The following is a 22,955-nucleotide window of genomic DNA, read 5'->3' as shown; positions in this document are numbered from 1 at the left end:
CTGAACGCAGTCACTTCCTGCATCCACACCCGGGCCCGAACACACGCTGAGCGACTCGTTTACAGATATGCAGCGCTGCATTTTTCGGTTAGTTAGCGTGGCCAAATAAGGCTCCGGATGCCGTCCTTATTAGGCCGATCTATTTTTGTGCATCTCACCACCCGAATGGTGGTCTGATCAGTGTGGGCCAGCGTTTCCAAATAGAGAGTCGAATGTCGGGGAAAGTGTCCTTCTTGGGTGATGTAACGGAGCGTTGCCTTGGGCACATGCATCTAGTGCAGCGTCTCAAAGTTCGCGAATCTGAGTGGCTGTCTGAGCTTCGGCGTCCCTGTACAACAGGGGCTGCCCGTCTTTCCCGCGGCGGGGCCGTCATTGGGTCAAGGGAGCCTCGGGGGCTTCGATCTCTTCAGCAAAATAGGCAGCACCTAGACGACCTTCAACATCTACTGTATGTTTGTTGACAATTGAACAGTAGCTCAGAAGGAGAACTCAATGCATCCATACGTGCACGTCCCCGCGGACACAGTCCTCGGGGAGCTCGAGCCCAACGGCCATCGTCCCGGTTACGACTCGGGCGACCCCAAAACGTCAATCCTGAAGTTCGACACTGCATTCAAAACAGGCGTCTGGGAGTGCCAGCCTGGCGGCTGGGATGTGACACCTCGCGAAGATACCGAAGTGTGCTACATCGTTAGCGGCCGTGTTAACGTCACCGATCACGCCACCGGGACGCGCTTTGAGGTCACTGGCGGTGACGTGATCGTGCAACCCAAGGGCTGGTCGGGCCGCTGGGAGGTTACCGAGACCATTCGGAAGGTCTTCTGCCACGGTTTCGACTAGATGCCGCCTTGAACGATTGGGCTATGACGGGCTAGCCACTGGAGCGTGGTCGACACGATCACCGCCATCTGCGCCGAAGGACACCATGTGGTTCGGGCCGAATCAACAAGCGCAAATCTTGTGTGAAGATCGATCGATGTGAAATGAGTTTTCGGGTGGAGCCGACTCCAAAGAGCGCTCACCCATGGTCAGTGTATGTCGGGCAGTGCGTGGCCAGCCTCGCCTAGGCCTAGCTCGGCTTCACAATGTGAAGAAGGGCCGCATCCTATAGGATGCGGCCCTTCTTCATATTGTGAAGCCGGAAGCCAGACGTTGACCACCTCTTAGACCGCGAGATCTAGCACTGCCTTTTCGAGATGTCGCCGTATTGCATGGTGGAGATCTTGTTTATTTCCGGCTTCGAGAAAATTCAAGATCGTTTGATGTTCGTGGACTAGATCGGTTGGTCGTGGGTAGGAATTCTCCAGGGCCAGGATGCACATTGTTGACTCCGCGGCCAACGTTTCGTAGATCCTGGACATTCTGCTGTTGCGTGCGCCCGCCACAAAGGTGGTGTGGAATTCCATGTCCAGCTGTGCAAGGTTGTGCCAGTGGGAAACCGTAACTTGCTTGGCCATGCTCCTGAGGATTCGACTCAGTGCACGACAAGTATCTCTAAGATGTCCCGGGTCTGCGTCTAGTAGAGCATCTGCCGCAGTGATTTCCATCGCTTCGCGTACAGCGTAGATTTCCTTGTTGTCCTGAGGCGATAATTCCAGCACAAATACTCCGCGATTTCTCCGGCTGACGAGAATGCCTTCCTGGGACAGACGTTGCACAGCTTCTCTGACCGGACCTCTGGAGGTGTGCAGTTGAGCCGCAAGTACGGATTCCTTGATCTGTTCCCCCGGGAGGAAGACGCCCTGAACGATTTGGTTGCGCAGGTGGTCCGCGATGAGTTGGGCGGTGGGTCTTCCTTCCACGGTGAAGAGTCTTTCCGGTGCCACTGTACTTACCCCCGTTTGAGAGTGGTCAGTTCTAGGTTTGAATGGCCGTGTATTTGATTTCGAGGTATTCATCGATGCCGATCTTGCCGCCTTCGCGGCCGAGACCGGACTGCTTGATTCCACCAAATGGTGCGGCTGGGTTGGATACGAGGCCGGTATTCATACCAACCATGCCGACTTCGAGTTCGGCACTGAAGCGCAGGGCGGTGTTGACGTTCTCGGTGAAAATGTACGCGACGAGGCCCCACTCGGTGTTGTTGGCCAGACGAAGAGCTTCGTCTTCACTGTCGAAGGGGGTGATGGCCGCAACGGGACCAAAAATCTCGGTGTGCATGAGATTTGCGTTCAGGGGCACGTCCGTCAGGACCGTCGGGGTGTAGAAGTAGCCGGGTCCTTCGGGGCTGCTTCCTCCGGTTAGCACGCGTGCGCCTTTCTCGATGGCGTCCGTGACGAGGCTTTGGACTTTGTCGAGGCCCTTTTGTTCGATGAGCGGTCCGACGTCGGTGCCTTCGAGCGCGCCGTTTCCGACGCGGAGCTCGGAGATCTTCTTGGCGAACTTTCCGCTGAATTCATCGATGACGGAGCGGTGCACGTAGAAGCGGTTCGCGGCCGTGCAGGCTTCGCCCATGTTCCGCATTTTTGCTTTCATGGCCCCTTCGACTGCTTTTTCGATGTCAGCATCGGCCATAACGATGAAGGGGGCGTTTCCGCCGAGTTCCATGGACGAACGCATGACGTTGTCCGCGGCTTGGCGGAGCAGGATTTTGCCAACTTCGGTAGAGCCGGTGAAGCTGATTTTGCGCGCGATGCCGCTGCTGGTCCAGTTTTCGACGACGTTTGAGGCTTTGGAGGTGGTTACAACGTTCAGGACTCCGTCGGGCAGTCCTGCTTCCTTGAAGATCTCTACCAGGGCCAGGGATGTCAGGGGAGTGAGTTCAGCGGGCTTGAAGACCATGGTGCACCCTGCTGCGATCGCGGGAGCAATTTTGCGGGCCCCCATAGCCAGCGGGAAGTTCCAGGGGGTGACCAGGACGCAGGGCCCGACAGGTTCCTTGGTGATCATGATGCGGCTGTTGCCGTCTACCGAGGTGGTGTGGTCTCCGCTGATGCGGATGGCTTCTTCGGAGAACCAGCGGAGCATTTCGGCACCGTAGGCCACTTCGCCCCTTGCCTCGGTAAGGGGCTTGCCCATTTCCGCGGTCATGATCGCGGCGAGGCGGTCGGTGCCAGCGATGACAAGTTCGAAGGCACGTCGGAGGATGTCAGCTCGCTCGCGGGGCGTAGATGTCGCCCAAGCTTTTTGGGCTCGTTCGGCGGCTCTTATGGCCCGGTTGGCGTCTTCGGTGCCGCCGTCGGCGACGTGGGCGATAATTTCGTTCGTGGCCGGGTTTTCAACGGGGAACGTAGCTCCGTTGGTGGCTTGCTGCCACATGCCATCGATGAACAGCTCGGTTCGGAGACTGGTGGACTCAAAGGAGGGACTCATGTGCGGCTTTCGATGATCGGAGGGAAAGAGTTGATTGATTGTTTGTGCTAGATGAACCTTTGTGGTCTGAGAAAATCCAGGCCTTCGAAGGAGCGTTTGCCAAGAGCTTCGTTGGCTGCGATTTCGCCGTAACCGGTGGCCATTTTGAAGCCGGCGCCTGAGAATCCTGTGGCGTAGTAGATCCTGCTGGACTCGTCAAGAAAGCCCATCAGCGGTTGCCCATCTGCAGTAAAGAGGTCGGGGTATGCATCTGAGCGGACGATGTTGGGAATCAAGCCTGGGAAAAATTCCGAAACGGTCTCCGTGGTTTCAGAGATTTCCGCGTCGGTGAGGTCGCGGGGTACTGAATCGGCGGCGGGGGTTGGTGCGCCTCGACCGTCGAGCGTGGCTTTGACGGTGGCACCGTCGACGGCGGGGGCGCCGTACATCGAGCGGTCCGAATAGATTCTGATGAAAATTGGGAACCGTTCAGGTGCGAATTCTGCCGGTTCCTTGGCGAGGAACCATGTCAGGAAGACGCGCCGCGTCTGGGTCGCATCCTTGAGATGAGCAGGCATCAGGCGTTGTGACCAGCCGCCCGAGGCAACGATGACTCGTTCGAAGGTCCAGGAGTTTGCACCGGACGTGATAACGACGCCGTCGTCAGTTTCAGTGATGCTGTCAATCGGAGTGTTGGTCTTGACCGATGCACCGTTGGTTTCCGCCGCGGTGATGGCCGCGGCGACGGCGCGATCGGTTCGCAGGGCGCCGGCGTTGGGGTCGTAGACGGCGATATCGTCGGCACGGAGGTTGTGTTGGGGGTAGCGGCCGGCCATTTCCTCACGGCTAAGGATCTGGTGCTCGGCCCCAGTGGATCGTGTGGTTTCGAGCAAGTGGGAGATGTAATGGCCGCCGGTGCTGCCAATGGAGAGTCCCCCACAACGGGTGAGGATGTCTTGTCCGGTCTCCGCTTCGAGTTCTGCCCAGAGCCCGCGGGAGCGTTCCAGGAGTGGGTAGTAAGCAGGGTTGCCTCGGTAGATCATGCGGAAGAGCCGGGTGTCGCCACCCACTGCGCTGCGTGCGTGGGCAGGGGAATAGGCTTCGAATCCAACGACGGAGTCAGTCAGGTGTGAGGCTTGCCAGAGGGCCATGCTGCCTATGCTGCCCAGACCGATGATTGCGAGTTTTCCGTCCATGGTTAGAGGACCTGCTTGAGGAAGGTTTGGGTGCGGGGTTCTTTGGGGTTGGTGAGGATTTCGCGGGCGTCGCCGCGTTCTACGACGTTGCCGTCGTCCATGAAGATGAGGGTGTCGGCTACTTCGCGTGCGAAGCCCATTTCGTGGGTGACGACGACCATGGTCATGCCCTTTTTGGCGAGGTCTTGCATGACGTTGAGGACTTCGCCGACTTTTTCGGGGTCCAGGGCGGAGGTGGGTTCGTCGAAGAGGATGATTTCGGGGTTCATGGCCAGTGAGCGGGCGATGGCGACGCGTTGTTGTTGGCCGCCGGAGAGTTCGGCGGGGTAACAGTCTCCGAAGGCTTCGAGGCCGACGCTGGCGAGGAGTTCCTGGGCGTGTTTGGCTGATTGTTTTTTGTCGGCGTGTTTGACCAGGACGGGTCCTGCCATGACGTTGTCACGGGCGGTCATGTTGGGGAAGAGGTTGAACGATTGGAAGACCATGCCGACGCGGGTGCGTTGTTGGGCCAGTTTCTTGGGGGGGAGGGCGTGGTAGGCGGTGTCGGTTTCGTAGTAGCCGAAGTCTTCGCCGTTGACTTTGAGGATGCCGGAGTCGATGGTTTCGAGGCCGTTGATGCAGCGTAGGAGGGTGGATTTTCCGGAGCCGGAGGGGCCGATGATGCAGCAGATTTCTCCGCTGGCGATGTCGAGGTCGACGTTTTTGAGGACTGTTTTGGGTCCGAAGGATTTGCGGATTTTTTGGGCGTGGATGGTGCCGTCAGCGTTCATCGTGCGATGCCTTCCGGTGCGGTGAGTGTCACTTTGCGGGCTTTGCGGGGGACCCGGGCGGAGGTGTGGGAGTATTTTTGTTCGAGTTTTGATTGGGGGTAGCTCAGGAGCATGGTCATCACGAGGTACCAGAGGCTGGCGACGATGAGCAGAGGGATGGTTTCGTAGGTGCGGGCGTAGATGAGTTGGGCGCTTTGGAGTAGTTCGGCGACTCCGAGGACGGAGACCAGGGAGGTGCCTTTGAACATGCCGATGACTTGGTTGCCGGTGGCGGGGATGATGGAGGGCATGGCTTGGGGGATGATGACTTTGCGCATTTTCGTGGCCCCGGACATGCCCAGGGAATCGGCGGCTTCGATCTGGCCTTTGCCCACTGAGGAGAATCCGCCGCGGATGATTTCGGCCATGTAGGCCGCTTCGTTCAGGGTCAGGCCGATCAGGGCTGCGGTGATGGGTCCCATGAGGGCGTTGGTGTCGATCGCGGTGCCGATGTCGGTAAAGGGGATCCCGATGCTCAGGTTCGGGTAGAGGGCGGAGATGTTGAACCAGAAGATCAGTTGGACCAGGACCGGGGTGCCGCGGAAGATCGTGATGTAGACCCCGGCGAGGGCGGCGATGGGTTTGATGGTCGAAGCCCGCATGATGGCCAGGCCCAGTCCGAGGAGGGTGCCCAGGGCCATGCTTGCTACGGTGAGGAAGATGGTGAGCATGAGTCCGCGGAGGATGGATTCGTGGGTGAAGTATTTCGCTACGACGTCCCATTTGAAGTTCGGGTTCGTCGCGACCGAACTCAGGACGCCGACACCGACCAGGATGCAGACCACCCAGGAGACGTACTCGAACGTGCTGCGCCGCTTCAGGCGCGGCTTCAACGCCGAATCCAACCCGCTCATCACATTGCTTCTTTCCATAGTCACCTGCTTCATCGGGGCACCCACTAGTTCAGCTTGGCGTCGGTGATGGCTCCCGAGTCCAAGCCCCAGTTCTCGAGGGACTCCTTATACTCCGGGGTCTGAAGGACGGACTGGATCGCTGCCTGGAAGGCCGGCGTCAGAGGTGAGCCCTTCTTCAAGCCGATTGCCGTCAGATCGCTGGAGCCGACGTTCACCCTGCCCAGCATGGTGAAGGAGCCCGGCTGCTGCTTCTCAGCCCACCCAAGAGAAGTTGTGTCATACAGGATTCCGTCGATGCGCTTGGAGTGCAGCTGCGTCAGGGCGTCCTGGATGTTGGGCAAAGTGACGGCGTTGATGGCCGGCTGACCTTTCGAGGTGCAGGTCTGCTCGTTCAGGGCCGGGAGACGCTTCAGCTGACCGGTTGATCCTTGCGTCACCGCGATGTTCTTACCGCACAGGGTCTCAACGGTGAGCTTAAGTGGATTGCCGGCGGCCACCGCCACGGAGTTGCCGGCTTTGAAGTAGTCGATCATGTCCAGGACCTTCAGGCGTTCCTCAGTTTTGGACATGGTGGTGGCAGTGAAATCGAAGCGGCCGCCATCGAGGCCGGGAACAATCGTGTCGAACTTCGTGTCCACGAACTTCAACTTCAGGTCAAGCTTCTTTGCAATGAGCCTGGCGATGTCCGGGTTGAGCCCGATCGGGGTTGTATTGTCCTCGGCCAGGAAGGTGGTGGGAGGGTAGTGCAGGTCCATGGCAACCGTGAGCTCGCCCTTGTCCTTGATGGACTGCGGCAACAGGGCAACAGCAGCTGAATCCGGCTGGACGCCCTCGGAAATGTCGGTGGTGTTGGCAGTCTTGCTGGTCTCTGCCGAGTCGCTGGTGGCGGCGCCCCCACAAGCGCTCAGTGCCAGCAGTACGGCAAGTCCGGCAGCTGCGGTTTGCGCCTTGGTTCGAATCTTCATGGTATTTCCCTTCCAGTGGCTTCAGCCGGGTTACTCCGCTGGAGCGGTGGGCTATTCAAAATTAGTTCCAGGAGGTCATTCCTGGTGAAACATGATGGTCGTTGTGTGGTGCCTGTACTACGCAAGGAGACACTTCATGTGACGTGGATCTCATCAACCCATACAACAATGGAACTACCTAGCTGCTCAATTGTCAACAATTGAACACGATTATCTTACTCAGTTCGGTTCAACTGTTCAATTGTTGACAGAGACGAGGGGCGCTCCTACAGTTTTATTCAGATGGTTTCTCCCTAGGGGAGCCTTGGGGGCTAACCACCAGCAGCTGGCCAACCATCGGGCTGGCGCAGAATCTCAATGAACGGACGAATCATGGCAGAGACCAACTCCCGGCCGCAGTACATCTCCTTTGATATCTACGGCACACTGATCAACTGGAATACGGATTCCACCACCCGCCGGCTGCTCGCCGGGCGCTTGCCCGAAGAGCAGTGGCCTGCATTCAAGAAGGTTTTCCGCGGCTACAGGTTCGACGAGGTTCTGGGGGACTACAAGCCGTATGAGCAGATCCTTCAGAATTCCTTCGACCGTGTGTGCAAGTTCTTTGGCATCGGGCCTACCCCCGGCGCTGGGGCAGAGTTCGCCGACGCTGTACGCGACTTTGGTGCCCACGACGACGTCCCGGCCCCGCTGAAGCTCATGGGCGACAACTACAAGCTGGTGGCTCTGTCCAACGCCGACGACAGCTTCCTGGAGATCAGCATTCCAAAGCTCGGGGCTGACTTTCACGCCGTGTTGACCGCCGAGCAGGCCCAGGCCTACAAGCCGCGCTACCAGGCCTTCGAGTACATGCTGGACACCCTGAACGCCAAGCCGGAGGACTTCCTCCACATCGCCTCGCACACCCGCTACGACATGCACCCGATGCACGACATGGGCTTCCGTAACCTCTGGGTATTGGACCGCGGCTATGACCCCATCACCGGGGGTTACGACTACAACACCGTCAAGTCGCTGGACGAAATCAACAAGCACCTCGGTCTCTAAACCGACGTCGAGGCGAAAGGCCAACCCGTGAAACTTAACCCCTACTGGCTCGACACTGCAGAGCCATCCGGCGATTATCGCCGCACTCCGGTCCCGGAGAACGTTGATGTTGCGATTATTGGCGCCGGTTTTACAGGGCTGTCCGCAGCCCTTGAATTCGCCAAGCAAGGCGCCAGCGTCGCCGTTTTCGAACGCCACACCGTTGGTTGGGGCGCGTCGGGCCGCAACGGGGGCATGGCTACTACCGGGTTGGCCATCGGCTTCAGCACCGCGGTCAAACGGTACGGCAGCGTCCGTGCAGTGGAGATGTTCCGCGAATACAACGACGCCATCGACAGTATCGAGAAGCTGGTGCACGACCACGCCATCGACTGCGACTACAAGCGCTTCGGCAAGCTCTCCCTCGCGTTCCACAAGTCCCACTACGACGGCTTCCTGAAGTCGCAGGAATTGCTGGCGAACCTAGTTGATCATCACGTCACTGTCATCCCCAAGTCCGAGATCCACAGTGAAATCGGCACCGACTTCTACCAGGGAGCCATGCTTGATCCCCTGGGTGCGGGTCTGCACGTGGGGAAGTTCGTTCACGGCCTCGCGGGGGCGGCCGCTGATGCCGGGGCGGATATCTGCGAAGAGGCCGGCGCCACCGAGCTGAACAAGGTCTCGGGCACGGTCCATGACGTCCACACCACCCGTGGAATCACCAGGGCCAAGCAGGTTCTGGTCGCCACCAGCGGCTACACCGGCAACGTCACCCCGTGGCTGCAGCGGCGCGTGATTCCGGTGGGCAGCTTCATCATCTGCACCGAACCCCTGCCGGAAGACGTGGTCACCCGCATCCTGCCGAACCGGCGGATGGCCTCGGACAGCAAAATGCTCTGCTACTACTTCCGGATCACTCCGGACAACCGGCTGCTCTTCGGCGGCCGGGCCCGGTTCGCGTTGTCCAGCCCGGACTCGGACGTCAAGAGCGCTGAGATCCTCCGCAAGGCCATGCTTGAACTCTTCCCCTACCTTTCCAGCGCGAAGGTGGACTACATCTGGGGTGGCCTGGTGGACCTCTCCATGGACCAGATGGTCCATGCCGGCCAGCATGACGGCCTGTTCTACTCACTGGCCTACAGCGGGCATGGTGTTCAGATGGCCGCCCACATGGGCAAGAGGATGGCCCACTACATGGCAGGGGACAAGCAGGCTAACGTGTGGGAAGACCTGAAGAACCCGCCCGTCCCGGGCCACTTCGGCCCGCCATGGTTCCTGCCGTTCATTGGCGGAGCCGCGAAGATTATCGACCGCTTCAGCTAGACCATCCCAACATCCAGGCAAGGTAAAGGTCCCCATGAGTTCATCAACAACCGCCGCTGAAGCGCGCCCGGATCCGGGCGCTGAAACCGCCTACAGGCGGGCAAATATCGCCGCCCTGCCGGGCGGCGCGTTCGTGGAAAGCCGTTGGGAGACGGCTGACAGGATCCTCGAAGTCAGGGATCCCGAAGACGGCGTTCTGTTGGGAACTGTGTGTTCCTCCACTCCACAGGATGTGCGCAGGGCCGTTGCCTTCATTTACCGCCACCTGCAAGAAGATGACTGGGCTCTCCGGGAACGGCGGGAGGCCTTGGAACGGGCTGCAGTGCTGCTCGCGGACCAGGGCACCCGGTTTGCCGAGATCATCGCCGCGGAAAGCAGCAAGACCATCACCGAAGCTGAACGTGAAGTGCGCCGGTGCATCGAGACGTTGCGGCTATCCGCTGCCGCGTCAAGCGAACTCGGCGGAGAGACTTTGGCGTTTGAAGACAGTATGGCCGGGGCTGACAAAGTCGGTTGGTACAACCGCAAACCCGTGGGAATTGTCGCGGCCATCACCCCTTTCAACGATCCGCTCAATCTTGTGGCACACAAGTTGGGTCCGGCGCTGATCGGAGGCAACGGCGTCGTCCTTAAACCCTCGGGACGCACGCCACTCACGGGCCTTGCTTTCATCCAACTGTTGTTGGAAGCGGGCGTCCCGGCAGGTCGCCTTGCCGCAATCGTCTCGGGACCGGGTGTTTCGGAGGCGATCGTGACCGACGCCCAAGTGGACCTCATCTCCTTTACGGGTGGACCGAAGACTGCCGACCGTATCGCTGCCGCCGCGGGAGCAAAGAAGATCCTCTCTGAGCTGGGCGGCAACAATGCAACGATCGTCTGCGCGGACGCTGACGCCGACGCCGCGGCCGAGACGATCGTGGCCGGCGCATTCGGAGTGGCAGGCCAAAACTGCCTGTCCGTGCAGCGGGTCTACGTTCACATCTCCCTGTTCGATCAAGTCCTCGAACAGGTGGTAGCTGGAACGCGGGCACTCCGTGTCGGGGCCAAGTTCGATCGCACCACGGACGTCGGACCCCTCATCACTGAAACCGAAGCCCGCCGCGTGGAGGAATGGGTGGACGAGGCCAAAGGGCTTGGCGGCACCGTCCACGTGGGTGGCCAGCGCCACGGGGCCTTCTACCAGCCCACCGTGCTCACGGACGTGCCCGCAGACGCCCGGGTCATCCGCGAGGAAGTGTTCGGCCCGGTGGTCAGCATTATGCCGTTCATCCAGATCAATGACGCCATCCATGCCGCCAACGACTCCGATTACGGTCTCCAGGCCGGCGTGTTCACGGAGTCGATCGAGCTGGCCCTGGCCATAGCCGACAAGCTGCACGTGGGTGCCGTGGTGATTAATGAGACCAGTGACGTCCGGATTGACTCGATGCCCTTCGGCGGTTTCAAAAAGTCCGGGGTGGGACGTGAAGGCGTCAAACACGCGGTTCGCGAGATGACCGAGCCCAAGAGCACCATCATCAAATTGGCAGAGCCCGCCACCCGCTGGCAGCAACTCACTGCCACCTCAGAACGGAATGCATCATGACGACCCACAAAATCGCTGTCATCGCGGGCGACGGAATCGGCAAAGAAGTCGTCCCGGCAGCCATCGAATGCCTTGAACGGATCGCCGAACTGCACTCGCTGGACCTGCAATTCACCCACTTTGACTGGGGTTCGGACTACTACGGCATGCACGGACGGATGATGCCCGAGGACGGACTGAATCAACTCGCGGAGCACGAGGCGATCTTCCTTGGGGCGGTCGGATCCCCGGAGGTTCCCGATACTGAATCGCTGTGGGGTTTGTTGATTCCCATTCGGCGCGAGTTTCAGCAGTACATCAACCTCCGCCCGGTGAAAACGCTCGACGGCGTCAAGTCGCCTCTTGCGAACAAGGAGCCGATCGATATCCTCATCGTGCGTGAAAACAACGAAGGGGAGTATTCGGAGGTCGGGGGTCGGGCCTACCGTGGGCTACCGCACGAGACCGCCGTCCAGGAAACCATCTTCACCCGTCTGGGCGTATCGCGTGCGGCGCACTACGCCGCATCGTTGGCATCTTCCCGCAAGGGTCACTTGACCTCGGCCACCAAGAGCAACGGCATCATCCACACCATGCCGTTCTGGGACGAAGTGGTGGAGGAAACCATCCGTCTGTATCCCGACGTAACGCTCACCAGCGAACTGGTGGATGCCTTGGCTGCGCACTTGGTCCTGAAGCCCTGGACCTTTGACGTCATCGTCGCTTCCAACCTGCTGGGTGACATTCTGTCCGACCTCGGCAGCTCCGTTACCGGTTCCATCGGTGTAGCCCCCAGCGCCAACCTGAATCCCGACGGTGACTTCCCGTCTCTCTTCGAACCGGTGCACGGATCAGCCCCGGACATCGCGGGCAAGGGATTGGCGAACCCGGTGGGTCAGATCTGGTCAGGGGCAATGCTGCTCCAGCACCTGGGCCATCCTGAGGCTGCTGAGCATCTGCAGTTGGCTTTCGAGTCTGTACTGCGCGAGGGGTTGGGTACCCGCGACGTCGGCGGACCCTCGTCGACGTCGGAATTCACGGCGGCGGTCCTGGCTGCCATCGACGTCCAGGATGCTGTCGGCCAGGCAGATGCCACCGCTGCAGCCAAGCCGGCTGTAGCAGCGGCGTCGCCATCATGACGATTTCTGTGGGGAAGCGGCCTGTCGTTGCTGTCCTGTACCGGGAGGCCTTGCCGCCCCGGCTGGACGAGGTCGAGGAACTGGCCGAAGTCCGCCTGACCAAGGCCGGTGGACTCGCTGAAGCAATGAACGGTGCGGATGTTCTCTACCAATGGCATTCCTTCTCGCCCGCACTGCGCGAAAACTGGGCAGCAGCCTCGTCACTGAAATGGGTCCACGTATCAGCGGCCGGCGTCGGCCAGCTCCTGTTCGATGAACTGATCAACAGCGACGTTGCCTACACGAACTCGCGTGGGGTCCTGAGCCGGGCGATCGCGGAATTTGCGCTTGGATTTGTTCTGGACATCGCCAAGGATTCACGGGGTTCGCTGAGGCTACAGCAGGGCAGACGCTGGCAGCACCGGGTCACCCGGAGGATTCAGGGCCAGCGTGCGCTAGTGGTGGGGACAGGTTCCATCGGACGGGAAATCGCGTCCCTGTTCCGTGCCGTGGGGCTGCAGGTCAGCGGTGCAGGACGCAGCAGCCGCCCCGGGGACGAGTTTTTTGACGAGATCCATTCCTCCGCGGAACTCGCGATCACCGTCAATGACTTTGATTATGTGGTCCTGGCCGCACCGCTGACCGACGACACCAAGCACTTGGTGGACGCTCAAGTCCTTTCCGCCATGAAGCCCACGGCCCACCTCATCAACGTAGGCCGCGGAGAACTGGTCCACACCGACGCGCTGGTGCACGCGCTCCGCTCAGGATCCATTGCCGGTGCCGCGTTGGATGTGGTCCATCCAGAACCATTGCCCGAGGAACACCCGCTATGGAGCATGGAGAACGTCATCATCACCTCACACATGAGCGGCGACACCGAACATTACCTCGAGGATCTCGGGAAGCTGTTCGTGGAGAACCTCAAGAGGTTCAACCGAGGTGAACCTCTGCAGAACGTTGTGGACAAAAAACTTGGTTTCGTACCTGTTCCTTGATTCCTCTCTCCCCTTATCCATTCAGCTTCCAAAGGAACTTTGCCATGAGCACGTCAACGTTGACGCTCACCATCAACCACTTCATCAACGGCGCTGAAACCACAGGCGAGGGGAGTAGTACGCGGCCGGTGTTCAACCCGGCGACCGGCCAGGTCACCGCTGAACTGCGGCTGGCCAATGAGGCCGATCTGAACACGGCGGTGGCCGCCGCGAAGAAGGCCGCCAGGTCTTGGGGGGATATTTCCCTGGCCAAGCGCACTGCGGTGTTGTTCAAGTTCCGTGAGCTCGTCGCCGCCCACGTGGACGAACTGGCTGAGTTGATTACCGCCGAGCACGGAAAGGTCCTTTCCGATGCGAAGGGTGAGATCGGCCGTGGCCTGGAGGTCATCGAGTTCGCTTGTGGCATTCCGCAGCTGCTCAAGGGCGACTACTCGGACCAGGTCTCCACCGGCATCGATGTTTTCTCCTTCCGCGAACCCTTGGGCGTTGTTGCGGGCATCACCCCGTTCAACTTCCCGGTCATGGTGCCGTTGTGGATGGCTCCGATGGCCATTGCCACCGGCAACGCGTTTATCCTCAAGCCCTCCGAACGTGACCCCTCCGCCCCGATGCTCCTGGCAAAGCTCTGGAAGCAGGCCGGCCTGCCCGACGGCGTGTTCCAGGTCCTCCACGGCGGCAAGGAAACCGTTGACGGCCTGCTGACCCACCCGGACGTGGACGGCATCTCCTTCGTCGGCTCCACCCCGATCGCCCAGTACGTCCACGAGACCGCCACCAAGCAAGGCAAGCGCGTCCAGGCCCTGGGCGGTGCGAAGAACCACGCCATCGTGATGCCCGACGCCGACCTCGACAACGCCGCCGACCACCTCGCAGCTGCCGCGTTCGGCTCAGCGGGGGAGCGCTGCATGGCCATCTCCGTCGCCGTGGCGGTCGGAGATGCCGCTGACCTGATCGTGAAGAAGGTCGAAGAACGCGCCCTGGCCATCAAGGTCAAGAACGGCACCGAACCCGACGCCGACATGGGTCCGGTCATCACCCCGGCTTCCAAGGAACGCATCGTCAAAATCGTCACCGAGGCCGAAACCGCCGGCGCAGCAATGGTCGTTGACGGCCGCGACCTGGTGGTCCCCGGCCACGAAGACGGTTTCTGGGTCGGCCCAACGGTGATTGACCACGTCAGCACCGAAATGACCGCCTACACCGAGGAAATCTTCGGACCCGTCCTGGTAGTAGTCCGCGTCGAAGACCTCGAAGAAGGCATCACGCTGATCAACTCAAACCCCTACGGCAACGGCACCGCGATCTTCACCTCCTCCGGCGCCGCAGCACGGAAGTTCCAACGCTCCGTGACCGTCGGCATGGTAGGCATCAACGTCCCCCTTCCCGTCCCGGTGGCCTACCACTCCTTCGGTGGCTGGAAGAACTCCCTCTTCGGCGACAAGCACATCTACGGCCCCGAAGGCGTCTCCTTCTACACCCGCAGCAAAGTCATCACCTCCCGCTGGCCAGAACCCACCCACGCCTCCGGCGCCTCCTACAACTTCCCCACCAACTAATCCCCACCCGAGACTGAAAGACGCCGCTGGTATGCCCACGATTGCGAACGCCTATGTAGCTTCTTCTCCGACATCGGGCCTTGAGCCTGGCACAGTGGAACGGCGGGATTCCGGTGACTTTGATGTTCGGATTTCCATCAAGTACACCGGGATCTGCCATTCAGACATCCACGCTGCCCGCGGCGAATGGTCAGGGATTAACTACCCTCTGGTGGTTGGTCACGAGATCGCTGGCGTGGTGGAAGCCATCGGCCGGAAGGTCACCCTACACGCGGTGGGGGACCGGGTTGGAGTGGGTTGCTTTGTTGATTCCTGCAGGGACTGCGTCAACTGCTGTGAGGGGGAGCAGCAGTACTGTCTGCAGGGGGCGACGAGCACCTATAACTCGTTTGGCCGGGATGGCCTCCCCACCGCCGGCGGTTACAGCACGAGCATCGTGGTGGATGAAAACTATGTCCTGAGCATCCCAGACGGCATTTCCCTCCAGGATGCGGCACCCCTGATGTGTGCGGGTATCACGATGTATTCGCCGCTGCGTAACTGGCGGGCAGGGCCAAGGAAGCGCGTGGCCATCATCGGTATGGGCGGTCTTGGCCACATGGGGGTTAAGATCGCCGCCGCGATGGGCGCTGAGGTTACGGTCCTCAGCCAGTCGCTGAAGAAGCAGGAGGACGCCCTCCGGTTCGGTGCCCAGGGCTACTATTCAACGTCCGAACCCGAAACGTTCGAATACCTGAAAGGTCAGCTGGATCTCATCATCAGCACCGTCTCTGCGGACATCGACGTGGATGCATACCTCTCGCTGCTTGCCCTTGGCGGCACCATGGTTCTGGTAGGCCTTCCCTCGAAACCATTGAGTCAACGTGCCTGGTCCCTCATTGCAATGCGACGGAACCTGGCGGGCTCCAAAATGGGCGGTATTCGCCAAACGCAGGAGATGCTGGAATTCTGTGCCGCCAACGGCCTCGGAGCAGAGGTGGAAGTCATTCGCGCCGGTCAGATCAACGAAGCCTTCGAACGGGTGCTGGGCAGCGATGTCCACTACCGCTTCGTCATCGACGCCACCACCTTCTGATCAACCAAAGAGGACCGTCATAAACCCGGTCTTCATGAGTTCTCCGGCCAGGCGTAGCCGGAATAGAGGCCAATAGGCTTCCCACCAGCAAACCAGGTTTGGGGAGCAGACTGGCGAATTGTCACCGGTGCCGCGGACGGTTGGTCGTCAGGTAAACGTAAGTCTCCGACTGTAGGCCAAGCGAAAGCTCGGCCGCGCCCCTGAGGGGCGTGGCAAATGCGTCACACCTTCTCGGCAAACGTCTTCGCCTGAAGAACTGAGGAGTGACAAAATACCGGCGTCCGCCCGCCCACCGCGAAGCTGGCTTTTGTCATGGGTCTGGGGTATCAGCCGCGCAGCCTAACTCAATCCATGATCCTCACGTCACACGTTCTTTTCCCGTCGCTACGGCGGAGGGTTGGTTTGTCAATAGCGTCGAATAACAGAGGATTTCCCTCCCGCCGCGCAGGCGAAGCAGTCGAAGTAACTCCACTGATTTGATCGCAGCAACGCCGATAGCAAGTGCTCTGGTCCTGAAGGTCATCGACCGCAGCAGCAGAGCTGGCCGGACGGCGGCAACGAGATGCTCGAAGTAGCGGTCCGGCTACGGGACACAAACAGCCTCGGGTTGTTGCTTTATGTATACAAAGCTCGAGCATCCGGCGGCCGGTACTACTGGACTCGTTGCCCACGGTCTGGAGTGTTTTTTGAGCCGACGCCATGGGCGGGGCTCTTGGGGGTGAAGAGTCGAATAAATGCAGCCGAAATCGCCGCAACCACGGTCAACAGCACCCAGGGAGCGGCAGCCGTAAGTGATGGCGCGGAGGCGAGTTCATAGAGCGGGGCCAACGCGGCGTTGCCGACGACGACTGCAAGTCCGCCAGCGCTGGCCAGCAAGCCATAATATGCGCCTGTGGGACGGCCCGCGGAGAAGTCAAGAACCAGGCCCATTGCCACGGGCAAAACGCACATGTTTCCGAGGGCGAGGCCAGTTACCAGCAGTATGGCGGGTAGGACCGGGAGAGCGCTTGGCGCGGGAAACACGGCCATTGCCGCTAGCGAGGCGAAACCTAAGGACTGAAGGGAAAACCCAAGGGGGAGTGCTACGTTGTGCCCAGCATGTCGCATCAGTCTGGCAATCGGCCACTGGAGGCTAATGGTCAGGACGGACGCATAGGCGAAGATCACTGCCAGGGCATGCACACCCGCTCCGCTGCGTTCCAGTTCTACTGGAAGGCCGAAATACAGTTGGTTGGCCGCCAGAAGGTTCACGCTGTGGAACGCGGCGAACCCAATAAACTTCCTTTCCTTGAGGCAGGACCAAAGGCCCGACGGCCGGGGACCGTGCGGCATGCTTGCTTGGGCTTTTCGGACACGAGGTTGGGTTTTTGGTAGGAATAGCCAAAAGAGCACCGCCATCAGGGCAAAGACACCGGAGCCGGTTAACAGGGAAGTGTCAAAGCCCGTGTTAAGTAACAAGGAGCCCAGAAGTGGACCGACAACTGTGCCTACCTCCCCGCAAACGACGAGCAACGCAAAGAGCGTGGAACCTTGGCCCTTCTCCGGGGCTCCTGGTGGGGTATCCTCATGAGCTAACTGTTCTGGCTCGTCACGATGTGGTCCTCGACCACGCTCTGCGGCAATCGCAACGAGACTCTGCATTGCCGGAGAAAACAGTGCGCCGCCGATGCCCGTGACGACGGCGCCGAATAGAAACATTGGGAAGTCTGCCGCCCAGGCAAGGAGCAGAAAACCTGAAATTCGCACCAAACATCCCGTGATCATCGACTGGCGTGCCCCCCAATGGTCGGCAAGTGCACCACCGAATAGAAACAGGCCTTGTTGGGCAAATGTGCGCGCGCCAAGAACGACGCCTATCGCCATCGCGCCTAGACCGAAGTCGTTCCGCATGGCAACAGCAAGGAAGGGGACCACTGAATAGAATCCGATGTTAAAAATGAGCTGACTTACCAGGAGCAGTTGGGGAGCAGCTTCGACGCTTTGTTTACGTCGGCTGGTGAACTTGGAGCCGGCTTTGCGCCCCTCCCGGATCATCTGTAACTCGCAAACGTACCGGTCCCCAGCTTGGGGGGAATGGTTTCCAAGAGATTGGCCAGCTCGAAAAGACCGCTGCCACAGGCTCTTGGCACGTCCTGAACTAAGTGCGTCAAATCCTTCATAGCAGGGAACATTGTGGATCCTTGTGGTGAAGTTCTGTTGATGGACTTAATGTTATCAAGAATCATTCGCAATAAAGGTGGATCGTCATATTTCGCCGCATACCGACGGCGGCAGCAGCAGCCGGCCGAAATCGGATCGCTACGACGGCTTGGGGATATTGGAGGCGCCCCGCTCTTTGAGCTCACCTGTTTCGGACGGAGGAAGTAGACCTCGGGGGTGCCTTCGCAGTGGGTGGAAAACACCCCCGTAGCTGTCTACGAAATTGCTCCTTGGGGAACGGGCTGTCCTAATGAAGCGTGCGGAGGGACCCGTCCAGAGCTTCGATCAACCGATCGGCATCATTCATCGAGAATGACATCGGCGGCCGCAGCTTCAAGACGTTTCCTTGGGCCCCGGACGCCGAAATGAGAATTCGTTCTTCACGCAGCTTGTTCACGATGCGCGCCGCAGTATCACCATCAGGGGTCAGAGAGGAGGCGTCCGCGACAATATCGACTCCTACGAACAGGCCGCTCCCACGGATTTCCGCCACCTGTTCCATGTTCTGAGTGAGTTGACGCAATTCCGTTTGGATCTTAGCGCCCACCTTAAGGGAATTTTCCATGAGTGATTCGTCGCGGATCACATCCAGGACCGCCTGTGCTGCTGCTATCGCTACGGAGTTCCCGCCGAAGGTGTTGAAGTACCGAATATTCTTGCCGAACTCAACTAGCAACTCGGGCTTGAAGACGGCAGCGGCAATAGGGATGCCGTTACCCATGGGCTTACCCATCGTCACAATGTCCGGGACAATCCCGTGGCGCTGGAAACCCCACCATTCCTCACCGGTACGCCCAAAGCCTGGCTGGACCTCATCCGCTATGTACAGCCCACCGACGGCGTGAACTTCCTCAATGATTGGGCGAAGGAAGCCTGCCGGGCCCGCAAATATTCCATCCGACGAGAAGATGCTGTCGGCGATAAATGCAGCCAGTCCAATACCGTGTCGCTGCAGGTCCGCGATGGCTGCGCGGACTTGGGCCCGCAGGTGATCCTCCAAGGAACTGTGATCCGACGCGTATCGCAGGGCGTCCGGAGCGTCGATGACCCGCACGTTGGCACCCAGGGGGACCCCTGCGCCCAAGGATGGCGAGAATGAGGCTACCTCGGCGGTCAGTCCGTGGTATGCGCCAGACGTGACGATGATGCCTTGTTGCCCCGTGGCATACTTTGCGACTCGCATCGCGAGGTCATTGGCTTCTGAGCCCGTGCAGGTGAACATCACGTGGCCAAGCTGAGCAGGCAATGTGGAAAGGAGCTGCTCAGAATAGCTAAGGATGGATTCCTGGACGTAGCGGGTGTTGGTGTTCAGCGTCTGCATCTGTTGGTGGACAGCTTCTATAACGCGCGGATGGGCGTGCCCCACAGAAGGAACGTTGTTGTACACGTCGAGATACTCATTTCCTTCCTGATCAAACAGCGTGACACCCTTGCCCCGAACGATTTCCAGAGGTTTGTCGTAAAAGAGCCGGTAGCCGGGTCCGAGGCTCTTGTCCCGCCGGCGGATATTGGCCTGCATTTGCTGCGGAAGCTCATCGATGCGGGCGGGATCAAAGCCGTTAACCATTGGCTTCGACGGCTTGCGGATCATTCGGGAAGAGATGTCCATGGTTTCTCCTGGAGAGTTGATCGGTGTCAGGGTATGAGGCGCTTGATTTGTGCAGGAGCTGTCGCTGCGGAGGCAAGCCGGTCCCAGTCCGATTTAGAGTGGGAGAGGAGGTAATCGCGCCGCTGAGGCAACTGGCTTGCCCGCCACTGCGTTATCAACGCTCGCAATAAGAGACGGGCCGGCGCCGATGCCGACAAGGCCTCCCATTCCTGGATGGGGAGCGGGCGGAGGCTCCGGAATCCGTCCATAGTATTAAGAGCGCGTTCCCATGGTCTATTAGGTTCCGTTCCCAGCTGGTTGGCCATGGCGACACTCAAATCAAAGATGACGGGGGTCCGAACAGCGTCTCCGAAGTCGATAATCCCGGTTACGAAATCTGGGGCGTTCGGGTCGACAAGAACGTTGAACGGGCTGAAATCACCGTGAATCACCTGAGTCGTCAGGCTACCGAGAAGCGGAACCACTTTCTCATCAAACTGGTCGAAGATGCCTTCGGCCAGGGAGCGCTTGTCCTTGTCATCGACAAATCTCAGCAACGGCCGCATTCGGTGAAAGTGTTTAAGGTCCCACATGAGCAAACGGTCGTCATGTGAGTGGTCGAAGTTCTCCAACGCAAGGCCAAGGAGGGCCAAGCTTGATCCGTACGACCGAAGTTGACCACCGGTTGGCGCGTGATTGGCCAACAAGGTTCCAGGCATAAAGTGCATCACTCGAAGTACCTGAGCATATGAACCCCTTAACGGCGGTATGTGGACTTCAGGTTCACCACTGAGGCTTCTTACGAGACGCTGGACTGGAAGTTCCGGGGATGCCCGTTCCAGGTGCTCCATGCAAGCCGTTTGGAAGTGAACAATCTGCGGATCCTCATCGGCAGAGGACAATTTGACCAGGTAGGTAGCGTTTCCCTCTTGTAGGCGGAAGGTTTCGTCCTTCTCGGTGGGAATCCGCGTGAGTTTACCCTTCAGGCCGTAAAACAGTCTCAGGTACTCCAAAATGGCAGAATCTGGACGCGGAGACTGCTCCGCCAGGAGGCCACTCTCCGATGCGACAGCATCGAAAAATTCAGAGTCGGTTCTGACATCCATGTCGTTGGCTCCTGCCGCTAGTGGTGAGTAGAGGTGCCGTCTGCGGGGTACACCCTGTGCGTCCGGACTGTTTTGCGGAAAACAGCCAAGGATGCAGTTGCTCTACTGTTCAACAGTAGAAATTATGCCACGATTTTTTCCCATGACCAACGATCGATATTTGCTGGACGTCGAGAACCGACAGTGCTGCGCTGAACGAGCCGGGCTTAGCAAGTTGGGACTTGGTACCTACGTTGAATGCCGGTTCGCAATGATCTGCCGAATGGCGTCGCGGTATTCGATGATGGTGTCCGAGACGACCTTTTGAGCGAGGGCGGGATCGCGGGTCTCAAGGGCGTCGATAATCCTTTCGTGCTCAGCTTCGAGGGCGTCTGGATCCTCATACTCATGTTTGACGGTTGACAGCACGTACATGAAATACCTTAGTTCGGTCACCAGCTGCTGATAGAAAGCAGTTAGTTTCCTGCTACCCAGAAGACCGACGATGGCACTGTGTATCGCGAGGTCTTTTTCGACGATCCTAAATGGATCCCCGCTGTGCAAGACCGCCCGAAACTCCTCCATTGCCGCATGAACCTCAGTCAAGGATGTGGTTTCGGAAATGCTCCCTGCAGCTGTCGTCTCCAAGTAGTACCGCGCGTTATAGACGTCCATGATCTCGGAATCGGTAGGATCCCATACGATAGCGCCGTGATTTGGGCGGTGGCGAATCAGCCCGCCTGCCTGGACGATGCGGACGGCTTCGCGAACCGTGTTCCTGGAAAGCTGGAGATTGTCAGCGAGGACGCTCTCCCTGAGGCGTTCACCTGGCTTTAGTCTTCCATCCAGGATCATAGCCGTGAGGCCATCAGCCACTTGCTGGACGGTAGAGGAGTGCACTATCTCAATCTCTCGGGCCATGCAGCCAATGCTACAGGATAGTAAACTTTAGGGCAGTTGACCACGATCCGCTACGGCCACGGCGGCGGGGTCCCGGTTTATGCTCCACGCCGAAGGTCCAAAGCGACGGCAAGCAGATGGCGACCCTTGGCCACGCCCACTTCGCCGGAAAGGTTTGTAAGGCTCCTAGGTTTGACGGCAGTGGCTCCGAACCTGATATTGCAGATTGAGCACTCAGGACGAGGCGGGTCAGCGGATCCTGCGCGCAGGACAGAACGTTGCTGCGGATGGCGTCCGTGGCAAGTTGATTAGCCAAGGTCCCTCGACACGAATCCAGCATCTGAAGCCTGACAGGCGCAAACCACGACTTCGGAAGGACCTAGTCTTGCCCCCACGTCTTGCTCGCCATCCAAGCGCTACGCCATGTACGTGCTGAAGAAGGAAGCCGCCACTTGCGCACCGGACAATTGCTTTCTATTGCTAACCCTCGTCAAGGGCTGCCAGTGAGCCGCTAGCAATCGTCAACAATCGACGATATGCTAAGCGCAATTAGCCTTCTCACGCGAGGGCTTTGTGAGTGCCATGGCGCCTTCCGCCCGTGGACTGGAAAGGCAGGCATGAATGCGACAAAGCAGTCGCGCGGGCAAGCGATTGTCGAGATGGACCTCACTCGAACGTGGTGACATCGTCACCCTTTACCGTCGCGGGGTGCGATGCCACACAGGCGCTATTGACGAGCGAACCGAAGATGGCCGAACCATCTGGGTGATTGACGGTATCGGTGATCGTCGTCTGTTCCATTTTGAAGACGACTACGAGTTGATCGACACGGACGATGTCTTTGCCTAGCGGAAAGTCCTGGGACTCGTCGGCAAGGCATGCACACCCAGAAAACTTTAAGGTGGAGGGACGCCGTCCAGAAGAGCCGAGTCGACGCGGCCGCCTCACCGAATGGTGCGGAACTCGTCTTTCTTGACCCGCTTTCGGCACCGCTGCCTGCAATCCGCGTTTCTCGCACCCCGGCCTTGGCTTCAGCTGTCCCTCAAGAACGCAGCCGTTTGAGGGACAGAAGGGCATCCACCCGAGTCGATCGGCTCGATGCAGTATCGACGAATCTGAAGACACTGGCAAAAAGTCGAGGAACATCATTAGGGACAGCTTCGGGCTGCTGCACAGCGCCCGAGGGGAATCTTCTCCCGCTTCCCGAACCATGCCATCCACGAGAAGAAGGAGGTTGACGTCACCTTCCCAGACGTCGCCGAGCCGCTGGGCCCGCCTGCAAGGAACTCTTTACGATCGCACGCGGCCACCGGATCACCTTGGTGGCAGGCATGGTGGAAGAGGCAGTGGCTGGCGCTGAATACTGCGCGAGCAATCGAGAACTGCGTGTAGGTGGCCGGGGTCA

At 59.4% G+C, this 22,955-nt stretch carries 19 protein-coding genes; 9 read left to right on the top strand and 10 right to left on the bottom strand.

All coding sequences use genetic code 11. The features are described from left to right. Positions 1-492: 492 nt before the first annotated feature. Positions 493-840, top strand: a complete 348-nt coding sequence (locus tag J3A64_RS16160; RefSeq protein ID WP_210064895.1) for a cupin domain-containing protein — start codon at positions 493-495, stop codon at positions 838-840. A 323-nt stretch (positions 841-1,163) separates the two neighbouring features. Here J3A64_RS16160 and J3A64_RS16155 read toward each other — a convergent pair whose 3' ends face one another. From J3A64_RS16155 to J3A64_RS16130, 6 genes are read right to left on the bottom strand one after another with little or no spacing between them, the layout of a single operon-like run. After that, the gene (locus J3A64_RS16155) at positions 1,164-1,802 is read right to left on the bottom strand and encodes a GntR family transcriptional regulator (protein WP_307807204.1); all 639 of its coding nucleotides are present in this window, start codon (positions 1,800-1,802) and stop codon (positions 1,164-1,166) included. Between the two features lie 55 nt (positions 1,803-1,857). Continuing rightward, positions 1,858-3,312, bottom strand: coding sequence for an NAD-dependent succinate-semialdehyde dehydrogenase (locus J3A64_RS16150; RefSeq protein WP_210064891.1), 1,455 nt, complete (start codon positions 3,310-3,312; stop codon positions 1,858-1,860). A 47-nt stretch (positions 3,313-3,359) separates the two neighbouring features. Further along, a complete protein-coding gene (solA, locus tag J3A64_RS16145; protein WP_210064889.1) occupies positions 3,360-4,487 on the bottom strand; it encodes an N-methyl-L-tryptophan oxidase in 1,128 nt (375 codons plus the stop codon). 2 nt (positions 4,488-4,489) lie between these two features. Then, positions 4,490-5,257 carry an amino acid ABC transporter ATP-binding protein gene (locus J3A64_RS16140; RefSeq protein WP_210064887.1) on the bottom strand — a complete coding sequence of 256 codons (768 nt, stop codon included), beginning with the start codon at positions 5,255-5,257 and terminating at the stop codon, positions 4,490-4,492. Continuing rightward, on the bottom strand, positions 5,254-6,150 hold the full coding sequence (locus J3A64_RS16135) for an amino acid ABC transporter permease (RefSeq protein WP_043470208.1): 897 nt from the start codon (positions 6,148-6,150) through the stop codon (positions 5,254-5,256). Before J3A64_RS16135 ends, J3A64_RS16140 begins: the two co-directional genes overlap by 4 nt. 44 nt (positions 6,151-6,194) lie before the next feature. Continuing rightward, positions 6,195-7,115 carry an ABC transporter substrate-binding protein gene (locus tag J3A64_RS16130; protein ID WP_210064885.1) on the bottom strand — a complete coding sequence of 307 codons (921 nt, stop codon included), beginning with the start codon at positions 7,113-7,115 and terminating at the stop codon, positions 6,195-6,197. Positions 7,116-7,487: 372 nt separating this feature from the next. Here J3A64_RS16130 and J3A64_RS16125 point away from each other — a divergent pair, with 372 nt between their 5' ends. From J3A64_RS16125 to J3A64_RS16095, 7 genes are read left to right on the top strand one after another with little or no spacing between them, the layout of a single operon-like run. Beyond that, entirely contained in the window at positions 7,488-8,162 is a 675-nt protein-coding gene (locus tag J3A64_RS16125) for a haloacid dehalogenase type II (RefSeq protein ID WP_210064882.1), read from the top strand. A gap of 27 nt (positions 8,163-8,189) precedes the next feature. Continuing rightward, on the top strand, positions 8,190-9,467 hold the full coding sequence (locus J3A64_RS16120) for an FAD-binding oxidoreductase (protein WP_210064880.1): 1,278 nt from the start codon (positions 8,190-8,192) through the stop codon (positions 9,465-9,467). Between the two features lie 34 nt (positions 9,468-9,501). After that, positions 9,502-11,052 carry an aldehyde dehydrogenase family protein gene (locus J3A64_RS16115; protein WP_210064878.1) on the top strand — a complete coding sequence of 517 codons (1,551 nt, stop codon included), beginning with the start codon at positions 9,502-9,504 and terminating at the stop codon, positions 11,050-11,052. After that, complete coding sequence (locus J3A64_RS16110) at positions 11,049-12,170, top strand: tartrate dehydrogenase (protein WP_210064876.1); 1,122 nt, start codon at positions 11,049-11,051, stop codon at positions 12,168-12,170. Before J3A64_RS16115 ends, J3A64_RS16110 begins: the two co-directional genes overlap by 4 nt. After that, entirely contained in the window at positions 12,167-13,147 is a 981-nt protein-coding gene (locus J3A64_RS16105; protein ID WP_210064874.1) for a D-2-hydroxyacid dehydrogenase, read from the top strand. Before J3A64_RS16110 ends, J3A64_RS16105 begins: the two co-directional genes overlap by 4 nt. A 44-nt stretch (positions 13,148-13,191) precedes the next feature. Further along, entirely contained in the window at positions 13,192-14,703 is a 1,512-nt protein-coding gene (locus tag J3A64_RS16100; protein WP_210064872.1) for a CoA-acylating methylmalonate-semialdehyde dehydrogenase, read from the top strand. 31 nt (positions 14,704-14,734) lie between these two features. Continuing rightward, positions 14,735-15,778 carry an NAD(P)-dependent alcohol dehydrogenase gene (locus tag J3A64_RS16095; RefSeq protein ID WP_210064870.1) on the top strand — a complete coding sequence of 348 codons (1,044 nt, stop codon included), beginning with the start codon at positions 14,735-14,737 and terminating at the stop codon, positions 15,776-15,778. A 651-nt stretch (positions 15,779-16,429) separates the two neighbouring features. Here the strand turns inward: J3A64_RS16095 and J3A64_RS16090 are convergent. The 4 genes from J3A64_RS16090 to J3A64_RS16075 form a co-directional block, all read right to left on the bottom strand. Continuing rightward, positions 16,430-17,812 (bottom strand): MFS transporter, encoded by a 1,383-nt coding sequence (locus tag J3A64_RS16090; RefSeq protein WP_210064869.1) that lies wholly within the window; start codon positions 17,810-17,812, stop codon positions 16,430-16,432. Positions 17,813-18,224: 412 nt separating this feature from the next. After that, a complete protein-coding gene (locus tag J3A64_RS16085; RefSeq protein ID WP_210064867.1) occupies positions 18,225-19,586 on the bottom strand; it encodes an aspartate aminotransferase family protein in 1,362 nt (453 codons plus the stop codon). A 26-nt stretch (positions 19,587-19,612) separates the two neighbouring features. After that, entirely contained in the window at positions 19,613-20,671 is a 1,059-nt protein-coding gene (locus J3A64_RS16080) for a phosphotransferase (RefSeq protein ID WP_210064865.1), read from the bottom strand. Positions 20,672-20,899: 228 nt separating this feature from the next. Further along, complete coding sequence (locus J3A64_RS16075) at positions 20,900-21,571, bottom strand: GntR family transcriptional regulator (RefSeq protein WP_210064863.1); 672 nt, start codon at positions 21,569-21,571, stop codon at positions 20,900-20,902. 600 nt (positions 21,572-22,171) lie between these two features. Here J3A64_RS16075 and J3A64_RS16070 point away from each other — a divergent pair. Continuing rightward, on the top strand, positions 22,172-22,399 hold the full coding sequence (locus J3A64_RS16070) for a hypothetical protein (protein ID WP_210064861.1): 228 nt from the start codon (positions 22,172-22,174) through the stop codon (positions 22,397-22,399). Positions 22,400-22,955: the final 556 nt, after the last annotated feature.

It is taken from the genome of Pseudarthrobacter sp. PvP004, from assembly GCF_017876035.1.
GTDB lineage: Bacteria > Actinomycetota > Actinomycetes > Actinomycetales > Micrococcaceae > Arthrobacter > Arthrobacter aurescens_A.
This window is presented reverse-complemented; position numbering and strand designations above follow the sequence as displayed.

Coding starts and splice junctions, on each gene's coding strand:
- J3A64_RS16070 (WP_210064861.1), top strand. CDS start 22,172: ATGCGACAAAGCAGTCGCGCGGGCAAGCGATTGTCGAGATGGACCTCA.
- J3A64_RS16160 (WP_210064895.1), top strand. CDS start 493: ATGCATCCATACGTGCACGTCCCCGCGGACACAGTCCTCGGGGAGCTC.
- J3A64_RS16115 (WP_210064878.1), top strand. CDS start 9,502: ATGAGTTCATCAACAACCGCCGCTGAAGCGCGCCCGGATCCGGGCGCT.
- J3A64_RS16140 (WP_210064887.1), bottom strand. CDS start 5,257: ATGAACGCTGACGGCACCATCCACGCCCAAAAAATCCGCAAATCCTTC.
- J3A64_RS16095 (WP_210064870.1), top strand. CDS start 14,735: ATGCCCACGATTGCGAACGCCTATGTAGCTTCTTCTCCGACATCGGGC.
- solA (WP_210064889.1), bottom strand. CDS start 4,487: ATGGACGGAAAACTCGCAATCATCGGTCTGGGCAGCATAGGCAGCATG.
- J3A64_RS16100 (WP_210064872.1), top strand. CDS start 13,192: ATGAGCACGTCAACGTTGACGCTCACCATCAACCACTTCATCAACGGC.
- J3A64_RS16150 (WP_210064891.1), bottom strand. CDS start 3,312: ATGAGTCCCTCCTTTGAGTCCACCAGTCTCCGAACCGAGCTGTTCATC.
- J3A64_RS16130 (WP_210064885.1), bottom strand. CDS start 7,115: ATGAAGATTCGAACCAAGGCGCAAACCGCAGCTGCCGGACTTGCCGTA.
- J3A64_RS16135 (WP_043470208.1), bottom strand. CDS start 6,150: ATGAGCGGGTTGGATTCGGCGTTGAAGCCGCGCCTGAAGCGGCGCAGC.
- J3A64_RS16125 (WP_210064882.1), top strand. CDS start 7,488: ATGGCAGAGACCAACTCCCGGCCGCAGTACATCTCCTTTGATATCTAC.
- J3A64_RS16105 (WP_210064874.1), top strand. CDS start 12,167: ATGACGATTTCTGTGGGGAAGCGGCCTGTCGTTGCTGTCCTGTACCGG.
- J3A64_RS16075 (WP_210064863.1), bottom strand. CDS start 21,571: ATGGCCCGAGAGATTGAGATAGTGCACTCCTCTACCGTCCAGCAAGTG.
- J3A64_RS16090 (WP_210064869.1), bottom strand. CDS start 17,812: ATGATCCGGGAGGGGCGCAAAGCCGGCTCCAAGTTCACCAGCCGACGT.
- J3A64_RS16085 (WP_210064867.1), bottom strand. CDS start 19,586: ATGGACATCTCTTCCCGAATGATCCGCAAGCCGTCGAAGCCAATGGTT.
- J3A64_RS16080 (WP_210064865.1), bottom strand. CDS start 20,671: ATGGATGTCAGAACCGACTCTGAATTTTTCGATGCTGTCGCATCGGAG.
- J3A64_RS16110 (WP_210064876.1), top strand. CDS start 11,049: ATGACGACCCACAAAATCGCTGTCATCGCGGGCGACGGAATCGGCAAA.